Annotated in this window: 15 protein-coding genes; 6 read left to right on the top strand and 9 right to left on the bottom strand. The window is 70.8% G+C overall.

Features of this window, described 5'->3' with window-relative positions; genetic code table 11:
* Nucleotides 1-23: 23 nt before the first annotated feature.
* The 7 genes from ACFYRY_RS01820 to ACFYRY_RS01790 all read right to left on the bottom strand — a co-directional run bounded on the left by ACFYRY_RS01820 (nt 24) and on the right by ACFYRY_RS01790 (nt 11,081).
* Nucleotides 24-1,928: an AMP-dependent synthetase/ligase gene (locus tag ACFYRY_RS01820; RefSeq protein WP_389138981.1), complete on the bottom strand. Its 1,905-nt coding sequence runs from the start codon at nt 1,926-1,928 to the stop codon at nt 24-26.
* 243 nt (nt 1,929-2,171) lie between these two features.
* Complete coding sequence (locus ACFYRY_RS01815; RefSeq protein ID WP_389138979.1) at nt 2,172-3,260, bottom strand: glutamate--cysteine ligase; 1,089 nt, start codon at nt 3,258-3,260, stop codon at nt 2,172-2,174.
* Between the two features lie 115 nt (nt 3,261-3,375).
* Nucleotides 3,376-5,586, bottom strand: coding sequence for a 1,4-alpha-glucan branching enzyme (gene glgB / locus ACFYRY_RS01810; protein WP_389138977.1), 2,211 nt, complete (start codon nt 5,584-5,586; stop codon nt 3,376-3,378).
* A 3-nt stretch (nt 5,587-5,589) separates the two neighbouring features.
* Nucleotides 5,590-6,948 carry a maltokinase gene (locus ACFYRY_RS01805; protein WP_389138975.1) on the bottom strand — a complete coding sequence of 453 codons (1,359 nt, stop codon included), beginning with the start codon at nt 6,946-6,948 and terminating at the stop codon, nt 5,590-5,592.
* Between the two features lie 28 nt (nt 6,949-6,976).
* On the bottom strand, nt 6,977-8,713 hold the full coding sequence (treS, locus tag ACFYRY_RS01800; RefSeq protein WP_389138973.1) for a maltose alpha-D-glucosyltransferase: 1,737 nt from the start codon (nt 8,711-8,713) through the stop codon (nt 6,977-6,979).
* Complete coding sequence (locus ACFYRY_RS01795) at nt 8,710-10,707, bottom strand: maltotransferase domain-containing protein (protein WP_389138971.1); 1,998 nt, start codon at nt 10,705-10,707, stop codon at nt 8,710-8,712. Before ACFYRY_RS01795 ends, treS begins: the two co-directional genes overlap by 4 nt.
* Nucleotides 10,708-10,781: 74 nt before the next feature.
* Nucleotides 10,782-11,081, bottom strand: a complete 300-nt coding sequence (locus ACFYRY_RS01790; RefSeq protein WP_356776643.1) for a DUF5133 domain-containing protein — start codon at nt 11,079-11,081, stop codon at nt 10,782-10,784.
* A 293-nt stretch (nt 11,082-11,374) separates the two neighbouring features.
* Between ACFYRY_RS01790 and ACFYRY_RS01785 the strand changes: the two genes are divergently transcribed.
* Together ACFYRY_RS01785 and glgX are read left to right on the top strand one after the other, a co-directional pair.
* Entirely contained in the window at nt 11,375-11,902 is a 528-nt protein-coding gene (locus ACFYRY_RS01785) for a pep a2 (protein ID WP_389138969.1), read from the top strand.
* Nucleotides 11,899-14,037: a glycogen debranching protein GlgX gene (glgX, locus tag ACFYRY_RS01780; RefSeq protein WP_389138967.1), complete on the top strand. Its 2,139-nt coding sequence runs from the start codon at nt 11,899-11,901 to the stop codon at nt 14,035-14,037. Before ACFYRY_RS01785 ends, glgX begins: the two co-directional genes overlap by 4 nt.
* A gap of 84 nt (nt 14,038-14,121) precedes the next feature.
* Here the strand turns inward: glgX and ACFYRY_RS01775 are convergent, their stop codons facing one another.
* The gene (locus ACFYRY_RS01775) at nt 14,122-14,925 is read right to left on the bottom strand and encodes a VOC family protein (RefSeq protein WP_389138965.1); all 804 of its coding nucleotides are present in this window, start codon (nt 14,923-14,925) and stop codon (nt 14,122-14,124) included.
* 166 nt (nt 14,926-15,091) lie between these two features.
* Here ACFYRY_RS01775 and ACFYRY_RS01770 point away from each other — a divergent pair, with 166 nt between their 5' ends.
* The gene (locus ACFYRY_RS01770) at nt 15,092-15,427 is read left to right on the top strand and encodes an ANTAR domain-containing protein (protein WP_389138964.1); all 336 of its coding nucleotides are present in this window, start codon (nt 15,092-15,094) and stop codon (nt 15,425-15,427) included.
* A gap of 18 nt (nt 15,428-15,445) precedes the next feature.
* Here the strand turns inward: ACFYRY_RS01770 and ACFYRY_RS01765 are convergent, their stop codons facing one another.
* Nucleotides 15,446-16,237, bottom strand: a complete 792-nt coding sequence (locus tag ACFYRY_RS01765; RefSeq protein ID WP_389138962.1) for an RNA polymerase sigma factor SigF — start codon at nt 16,235-16,237, stop codon at nt 15,446-15,448.
* Between the two features lie 258 nt (nt 16,238-16,495).
* Here ACFYRY_RS01765 and ACFYRY_RS01760 point away from each other — a divergent pair, with 258 nt between their 5' ends.
* The 3 genes from ACFYRY_RS01760 to ACFYRY_RS01750 are packed head-to-tail and all read left to right on the top strand — an operon-like array spanning nt 16,496 to nt 18,616.
* On the top strand, nt 16,496-16,951 hold the full coding sequence (locus ACFYRY_RS01760) for a MarR family winged helix-turn-helix transcriptional regulator (protein ID WP_389138960.1): 456 nt from the start codon (nt 16,496-16,498) through the stop codon (nt 16,949-16,951).
* Nucleotides 16,948-17,796 (top strand): ABC transporter ATP-binding protein, encoded by an 849-nt coding sequence (locus tag ACFYRY_RS01755; protein ID WP_389138958.1) that lies wholly within the window; start codon nt 16,948-16,950, stop codon nt 17,794-17,796. Before ACFYRY_RS01760 ends, ACFYRY_RS01755 begins: the two co-directional genes overlap by 4 nt.
* Entirely contained in the window at nt 17,756-18,616 is an 861-nt protein-coding gene (locus ACFYRY_RS01750) for an ABC transporter permease (RefSeq protein ID WP_389138956.1), read from the top strand. Before ACFYRY_RS01755 ends, ACFYRY_RS01750 begins: the two co-directional genes overlap by 41 nt.
* Nucleotides 18,617-18,769: the final 153 nt, after the last annotated feature.

The following is an 18,769-nucleotide window of genomic DNA, read 5'->3' as shown; positions in this document are numbered from 1 at the left end:
CCCACCGCTTGGTGGGCCCGCCCTCAGCGGAACACGTTGTCCGCGTCGTCCCAGGCCGACGTCTCGTCCGGCACCCGGGTGCGTCCGGCCCATGAGCGCGCCTGGTACATCGCGTCGATCTCGAACGCGTACGTCCGCACGATGAGGTCCCGGCGCAGCTTCATCGACGGCGTCAGTAACCCGCTGGCCACGTCGAACGGCTCCGGCAGCACCCGGAAGACCCGGATGGACTCCGGCCGCGACACCGCGCTGTTGGCCGCCGCCACCGCCCGTGTGATCTCCTCCCGCAGCGCGTTCTCCTCCCGTGCCTCCCGGCTCGGCGTGTCGCTCTGCAAGGTCAGGGCTGCCCGCCAGTGCGCGAGGAAGTCCGGGTCCAGCGTGATCAGCGCCCCCACGCAGGGCCGGTTGTCGCCCACCACGACCGCCTGGTGGATCAGCGGGTGCACCCGCAGCCGGTGCTCCAGTGCCGCCGGGGCGACGCTCTTGCCGCTGCTGGTGATGATGACGTCCTTCTTGCGGCCGGTGATCGTGAGGTAACCCTCGGGATCCAGCCGACCGATGTCCCCGGTGGCCAGCCAGCCACCGTGCAGCGCGGGGCGGGACGCCGCCGCGTGGCCCACGTAGCCCTGGAACATCGACGGCCCGCGCACCAGGATCTCCCCGTCCTCCGCGACCCGGATGTCGGTACCCGGCAGGGCCTGGCCGACCGTCCCGGACTTCTCCCGGCCCAGCGGCTGCATCGTGATCCCGCCGCTGGTCTCGGTGAGGCCGTAGCCGTCGTGGACGTAGATGCCGATGCCCTCGTAGAACAGTGAGAGCTCCCGGTTCAGGGGAGAGCCGCCCGAGGTGGCACGCCGGGCCCGGCCGCCGAGCGCGCCGCGCAGCCCGCGGTACACCGTCCGCTCGTACAGGGCGTGCTGGAGCCGGAGGTCGAAGCCGGGGCCCGGCCCCTCGCCGAGCCGCTGCCGCTCGCACGCCGCGGCGAAGTCCCGGGCCGTCTCCGCCGCCCGCTCGAACAGCGCGCCGCGGCCCGACTGCTGGGCCGTGCGCAGGAAGTTCTTGTAGATCTTCTCGAAGACCGACGGCACGGCGTAGAAGTAGGTGGGGCGGAACGACCGCAGCGCCCTCGCCAGCGCGTCCCCGCCCAGCTCGGGCTCGTGCCCCATCAGCAGGCCACCCCGTAGGCACAAGGCCTGGATCATGAGGCCGTACACATGGGAGAACGGCAGGAAGGCCAGCACGGACCCCTGCTCACCGGGTGGCGCGGTCGTCTGGCGCCAGCCCGCCAGCAGTGTGTCGCAGACGCTCGCCAGACCGCGGTGGCTGAGCGCGCAGCCCAGCGGGCGGTCCGACGTGCCGGAGGTGTAGGCGACGACCGCGGTCGAGTCCGGCAGGACGATGCGGCGCAGCGAGTCGACCGTGGCCAGCGGAATGAACTCGCCCCGCGCCGCTAGCTCCTCCAGCGCCCCCGCGTCCAGCTGCCAGACGTGCCGCAGCCGGGGCAGTGACGCGCACACCGATCCGACCGTCATCACCGTCTGCTCGTCCTCGACGAGTACGGCGACGCAGGCCGCGTCCCGCAGGATCCACTCGACCTGGTCGCGCGAGGAGGTCGGATAGATCGGCACGACCTCGGCGCCCACGGCCCACAACGCGTAGCAGACGACCGTCCACTCGTACCGGGTACGCGCCATGATCGCGACCCGGTGCCCCGGGGAGATCCCGGACGCGATCAGCCCCTTCGCCAGCTCGACGACCTCGTCCCGCAGCTCCGCGGCGGTCACCTCGTCCCAGCCGGGCAAGGCGGCGACGGGCCGGCGCGCCAGCACCGGCCGGGTCGGTGCGACGGCCGCCGTGTCGAAGACGCTGTCGGCGAGCCCGCCGGGCGCTGGTGGGGCGGTCGGGGGCGGGGGAGTGACGTCGCGCATGCTGATCCTGACGTGTACGGGGTGTGACTCCGCCGACGAGTACGGTCATCCGCGGTGCTCGAATGTAGCCGAGGTGACCGCGCGGGGTGCCGGGATTGAACAACTGGACCGGCGTCGGCGATCCGGGCCGGTTCGGGACCCGGACGGCACGAGTCTCGTCCTGGCGTCGTCATCGCCGCGTTCTTCCCGGCGTAGGCCCTCGTACCACTGCTGCGGCAGCACCCAGGGGTAGGGGGCGAGGGCTCACACCTGGGTCCGGCGCACACACGCGGTGACCACGTCGCGCAGGTTCCCGGTCCGTTCCAGCAGCTCACGCTGGACCCGGTCGCCGGTGCCTCCGCGCAGCAGCTCGGCGCAGGTCTCGCGGGCCCGGTCGAGGTCCCCGCTGTCGGCGAGGGCGTCCTCGACATGCTCCAGCAGGGCCCGGACCACCGTCTCGGCGGGCATCCGCCGCATGGTCGCGGGGTGCAGCAGCTCCTCGTTGAGGCCGGAACGCGCGGCACGCCAGGACGCCAGCCGCAGCAGGCTCACGCTGTGCCCGGCCGGGTCCACGCCCGCCCGCCACTCCCGTGCGGCGGTCTCGACGAGCCCGCGTGCGAGGGTGGCGATGAGGACCGCGGTGTCAGCCCGCAGACAGACGTCCGACACCCGGATCTCCACGGTCGGGTAGTTCCGGGAGAGCCGGGCGTCGAAGTAGATCATGCCCTCGTCGAGGATGACCCCGGTGGCCACCATCTCCGCGACCCTGCGGTGGTAGCGCTCCGCCGACCGGAAGGGCTCGGTCGGACCGGCCGACGGCCACCGCTGCCACACCCGGCTGCGATAGCTGCTGTAGAGCGTGTCCTGGCCCTGCCAGAAGGGGGAGTTGGCACTCAGCGCGGACAGCACCGACAGCCAGGGCTGGATCCGGTCGATGACCGCGACGCCCTCCTCGTCGGACTCCACGGACACATGCACATGGCAGCCCAGCACCATCTGTTCCTGGGTGGCGATCCCGTACTGCTCCGCCATCCACTGGTACCGGCGGCCCGTGGCCACCGAGGGGCTGACCGGCAGCGGTGACGTGGCCAGCGCGGCGACGGCACAGCCGCTGTCGCCGGCGTGCCGGGCCGCCTCCTTGCGGCAGCGGCCGATCTCCGCGCGCAGCTCCTCCATGCCCGACTGCGGATGTGTCGCGAACTCGACCATCTGGTTGTGCAGTTCCGCCTCGAAGACGGGCGGGTCGGTGCCGTCGTGCGCGGCACTGGCGAGGACCGCGGCGGACATCGCCTGCGGTTCGCCCGTCTCCGGGTCGACCAGGAGGAGCTCCTCCTCCACTCCTACGGTGCGCACGTGATGCACCCCTTCTCTGGTCTGTCGGTGGTGGCGGCCACCCGGCGCGGGCCGGCCGTACGACCCCGACTGCCCCTCCGGAGCCGTTCGAACACCTGCCGTCATCGCCCGTGCCTCACCGGGGGCGTGGTGTCAGCCAGACCGTCGCGAGGGGCGGCAGGGTCAGCCGGACGACTCCGTCCTCGGGCTCGAGCGGCTCGGGGTGGGTGACGTCGCCGCCGCCGTACCGTCCGGCGTCGGTGTTGAGGACCTCGTACCAGGTGCCCACGTCGTCCGGGACGGCCAGGCGGTAGTCGTGGCGCACCACGGGGGAGAAGTGGGAGACAGCCAGCAGGGGGGAGCCCTCGGCGTCGAACCGCAGGAAGGCGAAGACGTTGTCGTCGGCGGCGTCCCCGACCACCCACCGGAATCCGGCGGGGTCGGTGTCGCGCTGCCACATCGCCGGGGTGTGGCGGTAGACGGTGTTGAGGTCGCGGACCAGGTCACGGACGCCCCGGTGGTCGGCCTCCGCCCCGTAGGCCGGGTCCAGTAGCCACCAGTCCGGCCCGTGCGCCTCGGACCACTCCGCGCCCTGCGCGAACTCCTGCCCCATGAACAGGAGTTGCTTGCCGGGGTGGGCCCACATGAAGCCCAGGTAGGCGCGGTGGTTGGCGCGCCGCTGCCACCAGTCGCCCGGCATCTTCGAGACCAGGGCCTGTTTGCCGTGGACGACCTCGTCGTGCGAGATCGGCAGGACGAAGTTCTCGCTGTACGCGTACACCATCGAGAAGGTCATCTCGTTGTGGTGGTACTTGCGGTGCACCGGCTCCTTGCCGATGTACTCCAGCGAGTCGTGCATCCAGCCCATGTTCCACTTCAGCCCGAATCCCAGACCGCCGCTGTCGGTCGGCCGGGTCACCCCGCCCCAGGCCGTGGACTCCTCGGCGATCGTCACCACCCCGGGAGCCCGCCGGTACACGGTCGCGTTCATCTCCTGGAGGAACGCCATGGCGTCCAGGTCTTCGCGGCCGCCGAACACATTGGGCGTCCACTGTCCCGAGTCGCGCGAGTAGTCGAGGTAGAGCATGGAGGCGACCGCGTCCACCCGCAGCCCGTCGATGTGGAACTCCTCGCACCAGTACACGGCGTTGGCGACCAGGAAGTTGCGCACCTCGACCCGGCCGAAGTCGAACTCGTAGGTCCCCCAGTCCGGATGCTCCGCCCGCCGGTCGTCTCCCGGCTCGTACAGCGGGTCCCCGTCGAACCGGGCCAGCGCCCAGTCGTCCTTGGGGAAGTGCGCCGGCACCCAGTCCATGATCACGCCGATTCCGGCCCGGTGCAGGGCGTCGACGAGGTGTTTGAAGTCGTCCGGGGTGCCGAGCCGGGCGGTTGGGGCGTAGAAGCCGGTGACCTGGTAGCCCCAGGACCCGCCGAAGGGGTGCTCGGCGACCGGCATCAGTTCCACGTGGGTGAAGCCCAGGTCCTTGACGTACGCCGGCAGCTCCTCGGCGAGCTGACGGTACGTCAGGCCCGGTCGCCAGGACGGGAGATGGACCTCGTACACCGAGAACGGTGCCTCGTGCACGGGGACGTCCCCACGCCGGTCCATCCACTCCCGGTCACCCCACTCGTACCGCGACGAGGTCACGACGGACGCCGTGTCGGGCGGTGTCTCGGTGCGGCGGGCCATCGGGTCGGCCTTCAGGAACCGGCCGCCGTGCCGTGAGGTGATCTCGAACTTGTACCGCGCGCCCTCGCCGATGCCGGGCAGGAACAGTTCCCACACACCGGACGCACCGAGGGACCGCATCGGGAACGCCTGCCCGTCCCAGAACGTGAACTCGCTCGCGACCCGCACCCCTCGCGCGTTCGGCGCCCACACCGTGAACCGGGTCCCCGCCACGCCCTCGTGGACCATCGGCTCGGCACCGAGCGCCTTCCACAGCTGCTCGTGCCGGCCCTCGCGGATGAGGTGGAGGTCGCTCTCGCCGAGGGCGGGCAGGAAGCGGTACGGGTCGTGCACCTCCTGCTCCTCGTCCCCGTACGCCACCAGCAGCGTGTACGCGGGGATCGCGTCGAGCGGCAGGACGCCGGAGAAGAGCCCCTCGCCCTCCGAGGCCAGCCGGCTGCGCCTGCCGTCGATCACCACGCTCACCGAGCGGGCGAACGGGCGCAGCGCGCGGAAGACGATCCCACCCGGGGCGGGGTGGGCGCCGAGCAGTGCGTGCGGGTCGTGATGGGCACCCGACAGCAGACGCCCGCGCTCGGACGGATCCAGGGGCGGGGCCGTACCGCACCGGGCGGGGCCGGACGGCTCGGGCAGTGAGGTGTCGTCGCGCAGGGCCACGGGTCAGTCTCCTCTCACGGCGAGGCGTTCGATCGCCGCCATGGGTACCGGGAGCCAGTTCGGGCGGTGCCTGGCTTCGTACAGGACTTCGTAGACAGCTCGGTCGGTCTCGTAGGCCCGCAGCAGCCCGTGTTTCTTGCGCGGATCCCAGCCGGCGCGGGCGGCGTAGCCCCCGCAGAACGCCTCCCGGCAACGACGCGCCCACTCCGGACGCCAGGGGCGTCGCTGACGGGCCGCGTAGTCGAAGGAGCGCAGCATCCCGGCGATGTCCCGCACCGGGGACTGGAGGCTGCGCCGCTCGGCGAGCGGGCGGGACGGCTCGCCCTCGAAGTCGATCACGAACCACTCGCGACCGGCCCGCAGCACCTGCCCCAGGTGCAGATCGCCGTGGATGCGCTGCGCGGGCGGCCCGGGATCGCAGGCGACCAGCGACCCGAAGGCGCCGCGCAGCCCGGGGACGAACGGCTTGAGGGCCGGAACGCAGTGCGCGGCGGCGTCCAGCCGCTCGGTCATCGCGGCCGCCGTCCGGCGGCTCTCGTCGTGGGCGCCGGTCGCGAAGGCCGAGGCCAGCGCGAGGTGCACCTCCGCCGTGGCCTGCCCCAGCTGGTGCGCCTGCGCGGCGAAGTCGTCCCCGGTGGAGAGCGCCCGCAGGGCCAGCGTCCAGCCGTCGGAGGCGTCCCGCAGATACGGCTGGAGCACCCCCAGCGTCGCCTCCTGCGGATGCGTGGTCCTGAACCAGGCCACGGCACGCGGTACCCGGCGGCAGCCCTGCCCGACCAGCGCGCCCGGCACCTCCAGGTCGGGGTTGATCCCCGGCTGGACGCGCCTGAAGAGCTTCAGGATGAACTCGTCGCCGTACACCAGCGAGGAGTTGGACTGCTCGGCGTCCAGCAGCCGGGGCGGCAGCCCGCCCGGCACCGGCACGGACGGGTCGCCCTCGAAGCGGAGCGGACCGGCCGACCCGGGGTGCCGCAGGCGTTCCAGGAGCAGCTGCGCCGACCTGGGGTCGTGCAGGGCGTCGTAGACCGTCAGATCCGCGAACGGTCCCTGCTCCGCCCGGCCGATGAGTGCCCGGCCCAGGCGCGGCGAGTGGTGCTTGCGTATGCCGAGCAGCAGCTGGTAGCAGTCGCCGTCGGGGGCGTCGGCGGGTATCGGCGGCCCCGAGTGACCGGCCCGCACCAGCAGGTGCAGACAGCCCGGGAACAGTTCGGTCATCGACAGCAGACCGAGTTCCGTGACGGGCCGGTCCTTGCCCGCGAACCAGCGCTGCCGGGGCAGCCAGTCCCGCAGCAGGTCGCCGAGCGACAGCATCGGGTCGGCGACGACCGTGTGTCCGGGGCCGAGCAGTGCGGTCTTCGGCATGGTGACGCGTCCTTTCGTCGGCACACGCTCACAGTCGTCGACCGATGCGGGATGCCACTCGGGAGAGCCGGAACCAGTAGAAGCCGTGGCCGCCGAGAGTCAGCAGATACGGCAGTTCACCGATGGCCGGGAAACGGACACCGCCGAACAGCTCGACCGGGTGCCGGCCGGCGAACTCCCGCAGATCGAGCTCCGTCGGCTGCGCGAACCGGGAGAAGTTGTTCACGCACAGGACCAGGTCGTCCCCGTTCTCATCGGTCGCGGGGGCCTCGCGGAGGAAGGCCAGCACCGCCGGATTGGAGGACTGGAGCTCGGTGTACGACCCGAGACCGAAGGCGGGGTTCTGCTTGCGGATCTCGATCATGCGGCGGGTCCAGTGCAGCAGCGAGGACGGCGAGGCCATCGACGCCTCGACGTTGGTGACCTGGTGGCCGTAGACCGGGTCCATGATGGTCGGCAGACAGAGTCGGCCGGGGTCGGCCGCCGAGAATCCGGCGTTGCGGTCCGGGGTCCACTGCATCGGGGTGCGTACGGCGTCCCGGTCGCCGAGCCAGATGTTGTCGCCCATGCCGATCTCGTCGCCGTAGTAGAGGATCGGCGAGCCCGGCAGCGACAGCAACAGGGCGGTGAACAACTCGATGGTGTCGCGGTCGTTGTCGAGGAGAGGGGCCAGGCGCCGGCGGATGCCGATGTTGGCGCGCATGCGGGGGTCCTTGGCGTACTCCGCCCACATGTAGTCGCGTTCCTCGTCGGTGACCATTTCGAGGGTGAGCTCGTCGTGGTTGCGCAGGAAGATGCCCCACTGGCAGTTCGAGGGGATGGCCGGGGTCTTCGCGAGGATTTCCGAGACGGGGTAGCGGGATTCGCGGCGGACCGCCATGAAGATGCGGGGCATGACCGGGAAGTGGAACGCCATGTGGCATTCGTCGCCGCCCGAGGCGTAGTCGCCGAAGTAGTCGACGACGTCCTCCGGCCACTGGTTCGCCTCCGCCAGCAGCACCGTGTCCGGATACATCGCGTCGATCTCGCTGCGGACCCGCCGGAGGAACGCGTGCGTGGCCGGCAGGTTCTCGCAGTCGGTGCCTTCCTCCGCGTACAGGTAGGGCACGGCGTCGAGGCGGAAGCCGTCGATGCCCAGGTCCAGCCAGAACCGCAGGGCGGCCAGGATCTCCTCCTGGACCGCCGGGTTCTCGTAGTTGAGATCCGGCTGGTGGGAGAAGAAGCGGTGGAAGAAGTACTGCTGCCGGACGGGGTCGAAGGTCCAGTTGGAGGCCTCGGTGTCGACGAAGATGATCCGGGCGTCCTGGAACTGCTTGTCGTCGTCGGCCCACATGTAGTAGTCGCCGTAAGGGCCGTCGGGGTTGTCGCGGGACTCCTGGAACCACGGGTGCTGGTCGCTGGTGTGGTTCATGACGAAGTCGATGATCACGCGCATGCCGCGCTGGTGGGCCGCGTCGACGAACTCCACGAAGTCGGCGAGGTCACCGAACTCCGGCAGCACGGCGGTGTAGTCCGAGACGTCGTACCCGCCGTCACGGAGGGGCGACTTGAAGAACGGCGGCAGCCAGAGGCAGTCGACCCCGAGCCACTGCAGATAGTCGAGCTTGGCCGTGAGGCCCCTGAGGTCGCCCACGCCGTCGCCGTTGCTGTCCTGGAAGGAGCGGACGAGGACCTCGTAGAAGACGGCGCGTTTGAACCACTCGGGGTCCCGGTCCTTGACGGGGGTGTCCTCGAAGGTGTCCTGGACGGGCTCGTTGACAGTCATGACGCGGGGGACCCTCCGATCTGTGGCGAGGCGGCCGTTCGCTGGACGTGGAACACATGCGCGGGCGCCCGACCGGGCTCCAGCCGCACATAGTTGCTCTCGCCCCAGCGGTAGGTCTCACCCGCCAGTTCGTCGTGCACGGACACGGACTCGTGCCGTTCCAGGCCGAGCCGCGCCATGTCCAACGAGACCGTGGCCTCCTGGGCGTGGTGCGGATCGAGATTGACGACCACCACGACCGTGTCCTGGCCCGCACGCTTGCTGTAGGCGATCAGGGCGTCGTTGTCGGTGCGGTGGAAGTGGATGTTCCTGAGCCGGTGCAGCGCGGGGTGCCGGCGCCGGATGGTGTTGAGCCGGGTGATCAGGGGGGAGAGGCTGCGTCCCTCGTGTTCGGCTGTTTCCCAGTCGCGGGGTTTGAGCTGGTACTTCTCGGAGTCGAGGTATTCCTCGCTGCCTTCTTTGAGGGGGGTGTTCTCGCACAGTTCGTAGCCGCTGTAGATGCCCCAGGTGGGGGAGAGGGTGGCGGCGAGGACGGCGCGGACCTCGAAGGCGGGACGGCCGCCGTGCTGGAGGTACTCGTGCAGGATGTCGGGGGTGTTGGTGAAGAAGTTGGGCCGCATGTACGAGGCGGCCTCGCCGGACAGTTCGGTCAGGTACTCGGTGAGTTCGTCCTTGGTGGTACGCCAGGTGAAGTAGGTGTAGGACTGCTGGAAGCCGATCTGGGCCAGTGTGTGCATCATCGCCGGCCGGGTGAACGCCTCGGCCAGGAAGATCACGTCGGGGTCGGTGCGGTTGATGTCGGCGATCACGCGTTCCCAGAACATGACGGGTTTGGTGTGCGGGTTGTCGACCCGGAAGATCCGCACTCCGTGGGCCATCCAGTGCCGCAGGACCCGCAGGGTTTCGGCGATGAGGCCGTCGAGGTCCGCGTCGAAGGCGATGGGGTAGATGTCCTGGTACTTCTTCGGCGGGTTCTCCGCGTACGCGATCGTCCCGTCGGGCCGGTGGTGGAACCACTCCGGATGTTTCTGCACCCAGGGGTGGTCGGGGGAGCACTGCAGGGCGAAGTCCAGGGCCACCTCCATGCCCAGGTCCCGGGCCTGCTGCACGAACCAGTCGAAGTCCTCGAGGGTGCCCAGGTCCGGGTGGACGGCGTCGTGGCCGCCCTCGGGGGAGCCGATCGCCCAGGGCACGCCGACGTCGTCGGGTGTGGGCGAGAGGGTGTTGTTGCGGCCCTTGCGGAAGGTGTGCCCGATGGGGTGGATGGGCGGCAGGTAGACGACGTCGAAGCCCATCCGGGCGATCGCGGGCAGTCTGCGGGCGGCGGTGCGGAAGGTGCCGTGGGGTGTGTCGGCGGTGCCTTCCGAGCGGGGGAAGAACTCGTACCAGGCGCCGTACAGGGCCCGTTCCCGCTCGACGAGCAGCGGCAGCGGGTCCGAGGCGGTGACCAGTTCCCGCAGCGGATACCGGGCCAGGACCGCGTCCACCTCCGGCGTCAACGCCGCGGCCAACCGGGTCGCGACCGGCAGCGAGTCGTCGCGCAGGACCTCCACCGCGGCCAGCAACGCCGCCTGCACCGGCCCCCGCGGCACTCCGGCCGCCGCCCGTTCGTAGAGTTCGGCGCCCTCCTCCAGGACCAGTCCGGTGTCGATGCCGGCCGGAACCTTGATGCGGGCCGTGCGCCGCCAGGTGGACAGCGGATCGCTCCACGCCTCGACGCGGTAGGTCCAGTGGCCCGCGACGTCCGCGGTGACGGTGGCGCCCCAGCGGTCGGTGCCCGGGGCCAGTTCCCGCATCGGAGTCCACGGCCCGCGCGGGCCCTCGGGGCCGGTCAGGACGACATTGGCGGCGACCGCGTCGTGCCCCTCGCGGAACACGGTGGCCGAGATCTCGAACGTCTCACCGACGACCGCCTTCGCGGGCCGCCTGCCCCCGTCCACGGCAGGCCTGACGTCCCGGACCGGAATGCGGCCGATGGCCGGGAACGAACTCATGTGCACCACCTCCGCGTTCTCGACTGGGCCGGGTGCGTGGCCGGGCCGGGGAGACGACATGCGCCGGAAGGCGTCTACCGTCCGGCGGGAGACCGCCGGCCCGATGCCGGCGGACCCCGTCTGACGAACGGCCGCCGACGGGGCCGCTCGCTCTCCTCCCGGAGGTAGGCGACGAGCGTGGACCGCAGATAGCGTTCCGCGGCGTCCGCGGCCTCACGTGCGCACCGCTTCCCCATCAGCACGCACAGGGTGTAGCCCGAGTCCTCGAAGGTGGACCGGATCCGGCAGTCGGCGGGGGACGCGAGCATCCTGCGTTCCCACGCCCGGTACCGCCGCAGTTGCCGGGCCACTTCGGCTTTGGCCGGTAGCAGCATGGGCCGTTCACCTTCCCGGGCTCGATGGCGCGTCTCCCGACCGTCGGGCGGCCGTGCGGGTACGCGCGGATCCGTGACGGGCATCGAGGTCTTCACACATGGTGCACGTTTGATGACTCAACGTCTTGTTGGATCTTCAACCGCGCGGTCGAACGCTCGTGTTGCACGAATGGCGTAGCGCACTCACCCTTGAGGTGACTCAGAAGCGATCAGTGCTCACGCTTCGTGTCCGGGGCCCGGCCCCGCAGGGGACGAGGCGGAGCGAGAGCTCCGCCGGTGAGGAGCCAACGACGATGAACACCGCAGTGCCCTGCTACTACCACCTCGACGTCGAGGTCAGCCCGGAACGCGTCGGACAGGTCGGGCGCATCCTGGCCGCTCACCTCCGCCACTGGGACCTGGAGAACCTGGTCGAGCCCGTCTGTCGAGGCACCGAACTGCTGCTGAGGGCCATAGACGAGCACGCCAACGACAAGAACACGTCGATCGAGATGTGGTGGAACGGCCAGCACCTCATCACCGCCATCAGTGAGAACGACTGCGACCTGCGTCCGGACCAGGACCTGCGCGACTGTCTCGAGCGCATCGCCGCGATGAGCGACGGCTGGGGCTGCTGCGCCACCGACACGGGCAGCAAGGTCATCTGGTTCTCGCAGCGCGCCCGCGCCGGCGAACGCGTCCCGCTGGTGCCCATCGCGCCCGCGCCCGACCTGCGCGAGGGTCTCCAGGTGCCGCGGGAGGTCCGGGTCGCGGCTTTCGCCGGACCCGCCCCGGCCGGAACGGCCGGCACACCGGACGGCGTCCTGGAGGACGCGCGGTGACCGCGCGCCCCCGCCGGGTAGGGGTGCCCGCCTGGAGCGGGCACCCCTACCCGTTGGGCGCCTCGCACGACGGCGAGGGCACCAACTTCGCGTTGTTCAGCGAGGTCGCCGAACGCGTCGACCTGGTCCTCGTCGACGACGACGGCACCCACCGGGAGGTCCCGGTGACCGAGGTCGACGGCTTCGTGTGGCACTGCTACCTGCCCGGGATCGGACCGGGGCAGCGCTACGGCTACCGTGTGCACGGCCCCTGGCAGCCGTCCTTCGGGCACCGCTGCAACCCGGCCAAACTCCTGATCGACCCGTACGCCCAGGCGGTGGACGGGCAGGTGGACAACCACGCCTCCCTCTTCGAGCGCGCGAGCGGCCCGTCCCGGTCCGACAGCGCCGGGCACACCATGCTCGGCGTGGTCACCGACCAGGCCTTCGACTGGGGCGACGACCACCCACTCGGACGGCCGTACGCCGACAGTGTGATCTACGAGGCCCACGTCCGCGGGATCACCGCCACCCACCCCGACGTCCCGCCCGACCTCCGCGGCACCTACGCCGGCCTGGCCCACCCCGCGGTGATCGAGCACCTGACCTCGCTCGGCGTGACCGCCGTCGAGCTGATGCCGGTCCACCAGTTCGTGCAGGACGGCGTGCTCACGGACCGCGGCCTGTCCAACTACTGGGGCTACAACACGATCGGCTTCTTCGCGCCGCACAACGCCTACGCCGCGCACGGCACCCGCGGGCGGCAGGTCACCGAGTTCAAGTCGATGGTGAAGGCGCTGCACGAGGCCGGCCTCGAAGTGATCCTGGACGTCGTCTACAACCACACCGCGGAGGGCAACGAGAAGGGCCCCACGCTGTCCTTCCGGGGCATCGACAACGCCTCGTACTACCGCCTGGTGGACGGCGACTGGGGGCACTACTACGACACCACCGGCACCGGCAACAGCCTGCTCATGCGGCACCCCTACGTCCTTCAGCTGATCATGGACTCGTTGCGGTACTGGGTCACGGAGATGCACGTGGACGGCTTCCGCTTCGACCTCGCGGCCACCCTGGCCCGGCAGTTCCACGAGGTGGACCGGCTGTCGGCGTTCTTCGACCTGATCCAGCAGGACCCGGTGATCAGCCGCGTCAAGCTGATCGCCGAACCCTGGGACGTGGGGGAGGGCGGGTACCAGGTGGGCAACTTCCCGCCGCTGTGGTCGGAGTGGAACGGCAAGTACCGGGACGCCGTACGGGACTTCTGGCGAGGCGAGGAGCACACGCTCGCCGAGTTCGCGTCACGGCTGACCGGGTCCTCCGACCTCTACCAGCACACCGGGCGCCGACCTCGTGCCAGCGTCAACTTCGTCACCGCGCACGACGGGTTCACCCTGCGCGACCTGGTCTCGTACAACGACAAGCACAACGAGGCCAACGGCGAGGACAACCGGGACGGTGAGAGCACCAACCGGTCCTGGAACTGCGGGGTCGAGGGCGAGACCGACGACCCGGCGGTGCTGGCCCTGCGGGCCCGGCAGACACGCAACTTCATCGCCACGCTGCTGCTCTCGCAGGGCATCCCGATGCTCGGTCACGGCGACGAACTGGGACGTACCCAACGCGGCAACAACAACGCCTACTGCCAGGACAACGACGTCTCCTGGATCGACTGGCGGCTGACCGACGAGCAGCGGGACCTGGTCGCCTTCACCCGGCACGTCATCGGGCTGCGCGCCGCCCATCCCGTGCTGCGCAGGCGCCGGTTCTTCCGCGGGGAGACGGTGACCCACGCGGACCAGCCGCTGCCCGACCTGGTGTGGCTGCTGCCGGACGCGCGCGAGATGAGCGACGAGGACTGGCAGCGCTCCGACGCCCACTCGGTCGGGGTCTTCCTCAACGGCGACGCGATCGCCGAACCCGACCCGTGCGGGCGGCGCGTCGTCGACGACTCGCTCCTGCTGCTGCTCAACGGCTACTGGGAGCCGGTGGAGTTCCGGCTGCCGGACGTCACCTACGGCGAACGCTGGACCACGCTGATCGACACCGCCGAGCCGCAGGGCACCGACGAGTCCGAGCACAAGGCGGGCACGGCGATGACGGTCGAGGCACGGAGTCTGGTCCTGCTGTCGAGGCCGTCGCACGCCTCCAGGTGACCGCGTCCCAGCGGCCGCGGCAGGGTCCACAGGTGAGCCGGCCCGGATCACCGGCCCGTGCCGTCCGCCCGGAGGCGGACCCGGTCAGCGTCCGCGGCGGGAGGTCACCGTGAACTGCGCCCCGTCCGGGTCGCGCAGCACGGCCTCGTCGCTGCCCTTCGACAGCACGCTGCCGCCGTTCATCTCCGCGGCCCGCGTGCACGCCGACACGTCGGAGACCGCGAAGTGGACCTGCCAGTGCGGCCGGATCGTCGGGTCGGGAGCCGAACCCAGGGCCCCCGACTCGATCCGGGCCACGATGTCGCCGCGGCTGCGCAGCACGACCTCGCCGCCCTCGTAGTGGACCTCGCAGCAGCCGGGATGCTCCGACGCCCAGTCGAGGACCTCGCCGTAGAAGATGGCCGAGTCGAAGGCGTCCCGGGTGTGGAGCCTGATGAAGGCCGGCTGGGCCTCGCGCCAGCTCTCCCAGTCGGCGAACAGCTCGCCCTCCCAGATGCCGAAGGTGGCCCCGTCCCGGTCGGCCAGCAGAGCCGCCCGTCCGGGCGGGAAGGACAGCGGCCCGACCGCGGTGGTGCCGCCGCGTTCCTGCGCCCGTGACGCGGCCTCGTCGGCGCTGGCCACCGCGAAGTACGGCGTCCAGGCGACCGCCATCTGCCACATGGAGGCCACCGCGGCGATCCCGGCCACCGGGGTCCCGTCGGCCAGCGCCATACGGAAACGGTCGCCGAGTCTCGCCCGTCGCCACTGCCAGCCCAGCACGGCCGTGTAGAACCCCACCGTGGCCTCCACGTCGCGGCTGGTCAGGCTCACCCAGCAGGGCGCGCCGAACACCGAGTGGGTGGACGTGACGTCCTTCGTCGCGTGGTGGGGGCTCACGTGGGGCTTCATGACAGTCGTGTCCTGCTCTCCTCGGCCGGGGGCCACGGTCTCGTCCCAGTGTCCGACCGGAACCGCTCGGGGCGCCTGCCGAGTACCCCGGTGGCGCCACCGAAACGATGGCCCGTATGCGCCCCGCCGGGTAGCGCCGGCCCCATCGGGTGGCCAGGATGTAGACGTGTCCCGCGTACCGCACGAGCCCGCCGACGACTCGGACCGCATCTTCGCGCTGCAGGAAGAGGTCGACCAGCTCAAGGAAGCCGTCGCCTCGCACGCCGTGGTGGACCAGGCGATCGGCATGGTCGTCGCACTCGGCCGAGTCGCGCCCGACCAGGGGTGGGAGGTGCTGAAGAACGTCTCCCAGCACACCAACATCAAGCTGCGCGACGTCGCGGAGCTGATCGTGCTGTGGGGGCGGGCCGGAGAGATGCCACCGGAGATCCGCGCGGAGCTCGAAGACGCCCTCGACCGGTACGGCCCCACACAGATCCCCGGAGCGCCGCCACCCGAGTGACGGCCGCGGCCGCGCGGCTCAGCCGGCGTCGGCGAGGACCTCCTCACGCAGCCGGTCGAAGCAGCCGCTGAGCAGTCGGGACACATGCATCTGCGAGATGCCGAGGTGCTCGGCGATGGTGCTCTGGGTCATGCCCCGGAAGAACCGCAGATACAGAATGGTGCGCTCGCGCTCCGGCAGCGCCTCCAGGCAGGGCCGGACGGCCACCCGGTCCACGACGATCTCGAAGGCCGGGTCCGGACCGCCGATCGCGTCACCCAGCGCGTACCCGTCGGTGCCGGGCATCTCGGCCTCCAGCGACAGCGCGGTGAAGCACTCCAGCGCCTCCATGCCGGTACGGGCCTCGTCCTCGGTCATCTGCGCGTGAGCGGCGATCTCCGGCACGGTCGGAGCCCGGCCCGGAGTCGTCTGCGACAGTTCCTTCGCGGCCCGGCGCACACGATTGCGCAGGTCCTGGACGCGTCGAGGTACGTGCAGCGTCCACATGTGGTCGCGGAAGTGCCGCTTGATCTCGCCGGTGATGGTCGGCACGGCGTAGGCCTCGAAGGCGCAGCCCCGCCCGGGGTCGTAGTGGTCGACGGCCTTGACCAGTCCGAGGGCCGCCACCTGGTAGAGGTCCTCCAGGGACTCTCCGCGGCCCCGGAACCGGACCGCGATGCGCTCCGCCATGGGCAGCCAGAGTTCGACCACCTCGTCCCGCAACGACTTGCGCTGCGGACCGTCGGGCAGCGCGGCGAGCCGTTCGAAATCGGCGGCGGTGTCGGGGGCGTCATCGTGCGGATGCGGCTTCGTTCTGCCAGTGACAGGCATACTGCCCGCCTCCCTCAGCAGGTGCTGGATGGACAGACACGTGGGGGCGCGGCCACTGAACAAGCGGAGTACACGCGGGCCCGAGCGGGCCGACTTCCCACGGACGTGCCTCCTGTCCGAAGCACATAAGGCCATATTCCCGACACTTGCGTGTCAAAACAACCCCAAAGCCACCGGACGGCACGTGGTCGCCCCACGCGACGCCCTTGACCACTCTTTGGGGTTCGTTACCTCTGCTACAGAGGTAACGTCGATCGGGTGGAACTCGATCCCTTTCCGGAGGAGCTGGCCGACGCGCTCGTCGGAGTCCAGCGGCTGATCCGACGCCGACTGCGCCCCCAGATGGCCGCCCCACCGCTGCGCGGAGCCGAGGTGGAGCTGTTGCGCCTCGTGGTGGCGCGGCCCGGGATCGGCATCTCGGACGCGGCCAAGGACCTGTACCTCGCGAGCAACTCGGTGTCCACGCTGGTCAACCGGCTCGCCCGGGAGGGGTATCTGACCCGTGAGACGGACCCGGCCGACCGGCGGGCGGCGCGACTGCTGCCGACTCCCGCGGCCGAGCACCGACTCGGGGAGTGGCGCAGACGGCGCGCCGCACTCGTACGGGGCCAGGTGTCCGGCCTCGACGAGGCGGACCAGCAGGCGCTGCGCGCGGCGCTCCCGGCCCTGCGCAAGCTGGCCTACAACCTGCACGAGGAGGCCGAGGAGTCATGACCCAGGACACTGACCCCGCCGTCACCTGCGCGAACCTCGTCTACACCTTCGGTGAGACGACCGCGGTGGACGGACTCGATCTGACCGTGACCCAGGGTGAGGTGTTCGGACTGCTCGGCCCCAACGGTGCCGGGAAGACCACCGCCATCCGCTGCATCACCACCCTCCTGCCGGTGCCCGCGGGGCAGGTCCGCGTCTTCGGTCGCGACACCGCCAAGGACGCCATGGCCGTACGCCGTCTGCTGGGCTATGTGCCCCAGCAGCTCTCCGCCGACGCGGGCCTCACCGGCCGGGAGAACGTCGCCCTGTTCGCCCGGGTCTTCGACGTGCCCCGCAAGGAACGCGCCGAACGCGTCGGCCAGGCCCTGACCGCCGTCGGCCTCACCGACGCCGCCGACCGGCTCGCCGGCACCTACTCGGGCGGCATGGTCCGTCGCCTCGAACTCGCCCAGGCCCTGGTCAGCGCGCCCCGTCTGCTGATCCTCGACGAACCCACCGTCGGGCTCGACCCGATCGCCCGCACCGGCGTGTGGGAGCACATCAACGCCGTCCGCGCGGCCACCGGCATGACGGTCCTGGTGACGACCCACTACATGGACGAGGCCGACCAGTACTGCGACCGGATCGCACTGATGCACCGCGGCCGCGTCCGGGCGCTCGGCACCCCGACCGAGCTCAGGGAGGGCCTCGGCGAACGCCGGCGCGCGGCAGGCGCCCCGGCCACGGCCCCCCTGCCCACGCTGGAGGACGTCTTCCGCGACGTCGCGGGCAGCGGTCTCGACGACCAGTCAGGAGGTTTCCGCGATGTCCGAAGCACCCGCCGAACCGCGAACCGCGTCGGCTGACCGCGCCCGCGAGGACGGCATCGGCCTGCTGGTGCAACCGCCCCAGCCCCGCGCGGGCTGGCGGCTGTTGCCCGCCCGGGTCATCGCCATGTGCGCCGTCGAACTGCAGAAACTGCGTCACGACCGGACCGAGTTGTACACCCGCGCGGTCCAGCCGGCCCTGTGGCTGCTGATCTTCGGCCAGACCTTCACCCGGATCAAGGCGATCCCCACCCAGGGCATCCCCTACGTCGACTACCTCGCGCCCGGCATCATCGCCCAGTCCGCGATGTTCATCGCCATCTTCTACGGCATCCAGATCATCTGGGAACGCGACGCCGGCATCCTGAACAAGCTGCTGGTCACACCGACCCCACGCTCGGCGCTGATCACCGGCAAGGCATTCGCGGCCGGGGTGAAATCGCTGATCCAGGCCGTGGTCGTCATCGTCATCGCCGCTCTCCTCGGGGTCGCCCTGACCTGGAACCCGCTCGAACTCGTCGGTGTCGCCGCGGCCGTGATCCTCGGATCCGTCTTCTTCTCCTGCCTGTCGATGACCATCGCCGGTGTCGTGCTCAGCCGCGACCGGCTGATGGGAATCGGGCAGGCGATCACCATGCCTCTGTTCTTCGGCTCCAACGCCCTCTACCCGGTGTCCGTCATGCCGGGCTGGCTCCAGGCGGTCAGCAAGGCCAACCCGCTCAGCTATCAGGTCGACGCCCTGCGCGGTCTGCTCCTGGGGACGCCCGCGCATCTGGCGCTCGACTTCGCGGTGCTGCTCGTGGCCGCCGCGCTCGGCATCACCGCGGCCTCCTCGCTGCTGGGCCGGCTGGCACGCTGAGCGACGGCCGGAAAGTGATGTGCGGCACGCGCCGGGAACGGGTCGTCCGCCCGGTCGGCCTGTTCTTCCTGCGCACGGCTTGATCACCGATCAAGGGGACGAATTCGCTGGCCACAGCTCATTCTGCTCATTTGACACTGCGCTGAGCGCACA

Origin of the sequence: Streptomyces sp. NPDC005263 (assembly GCF_042872365.1) — a bacterium.
GTDB lineage: Bacteria > Actinomycetota > Actinomycetes > Streptomycetales > Streptomycetaceae > Streptomyces.
Note: the sequence above shows the minus strand (reverse complement) of the source record. Positions and strands in the feature narration are given on the sequence as shown.

Bases quoted from the DNA above. Each gene is read 5' to 3' on its own strand.
- ACFYRY_RS01755 (WP_389138958.1), top strand. From the start codon at position 16,948: ATGACCCAGGACACTGACCCCGCCGTCACCTGCGCGAACCTCGTCTAC.
- ACFYRY_RS01805 (WP_389138975.1), bottom strand. From the start codon at position 6,948: ATGCCGAAGACCGCACTGCTCGGCCCCGGACACACGGTCGTCGCCGAC.
- ACFYRY_RS01775 (WP_389138965.1), bottom strand. From the start codon at position 14,925: ATGAAGCCCCACGTGAGCCCCCACCACGCGACGAAGGACGTCACGTCC.
- ACFYRY_RS01765 (WP_389138962.1), bottom strand. From the start codon at position 16,237: ATGCCTGTCACTGGCAGAACGAAGCCGCATCCGCACGATGACGCCCCC.
- ACFYRY_RS01820 (WP_389138981.1), bottom strand. From the start codon at position 1,928: ATGCGCGACGTCACTCCCCCGCCCCCGACCGCCCCACCAGCGCCCGGC.
- ACFYRY_RS01795 (WP_389138971.1), bottom strand. From the start codon at position 10,707: ATGAGTTCGTTCCCGGCCATCGGCCGCATTCCGGTCCGGGACGTCAGG.
- ACFYRY_RS01785 (WP_389138969.1), top strand. From the start codon at position 11,375: ATGAACACCGCAGTGCCCTGCTACTACCACCTCGACGTCGAGGTCAGC.
- treS (WP_389138973.1), bottom strand. From the start codon at position 8,713: ATGACTGTCAACGAGCCCGTCCAGGACACCTTCGAGGACACCCCCGTC.
- ACFYRY_RS01790 (WP_356776643.1), bottom strand. From the start codon at position 11,081: ATGCTGCTACCGGCCAAAGCCGAAGTGGCCCGGCAACTGCGGCGGTAC.
- ACFYRY_RS01750 (WP_389138956.1), top strand. From the start codon at position 17,756: ATGTCCGAAGCACCCGCCGAACCGCGAACCGCGTCGGCTGACCGCGCC.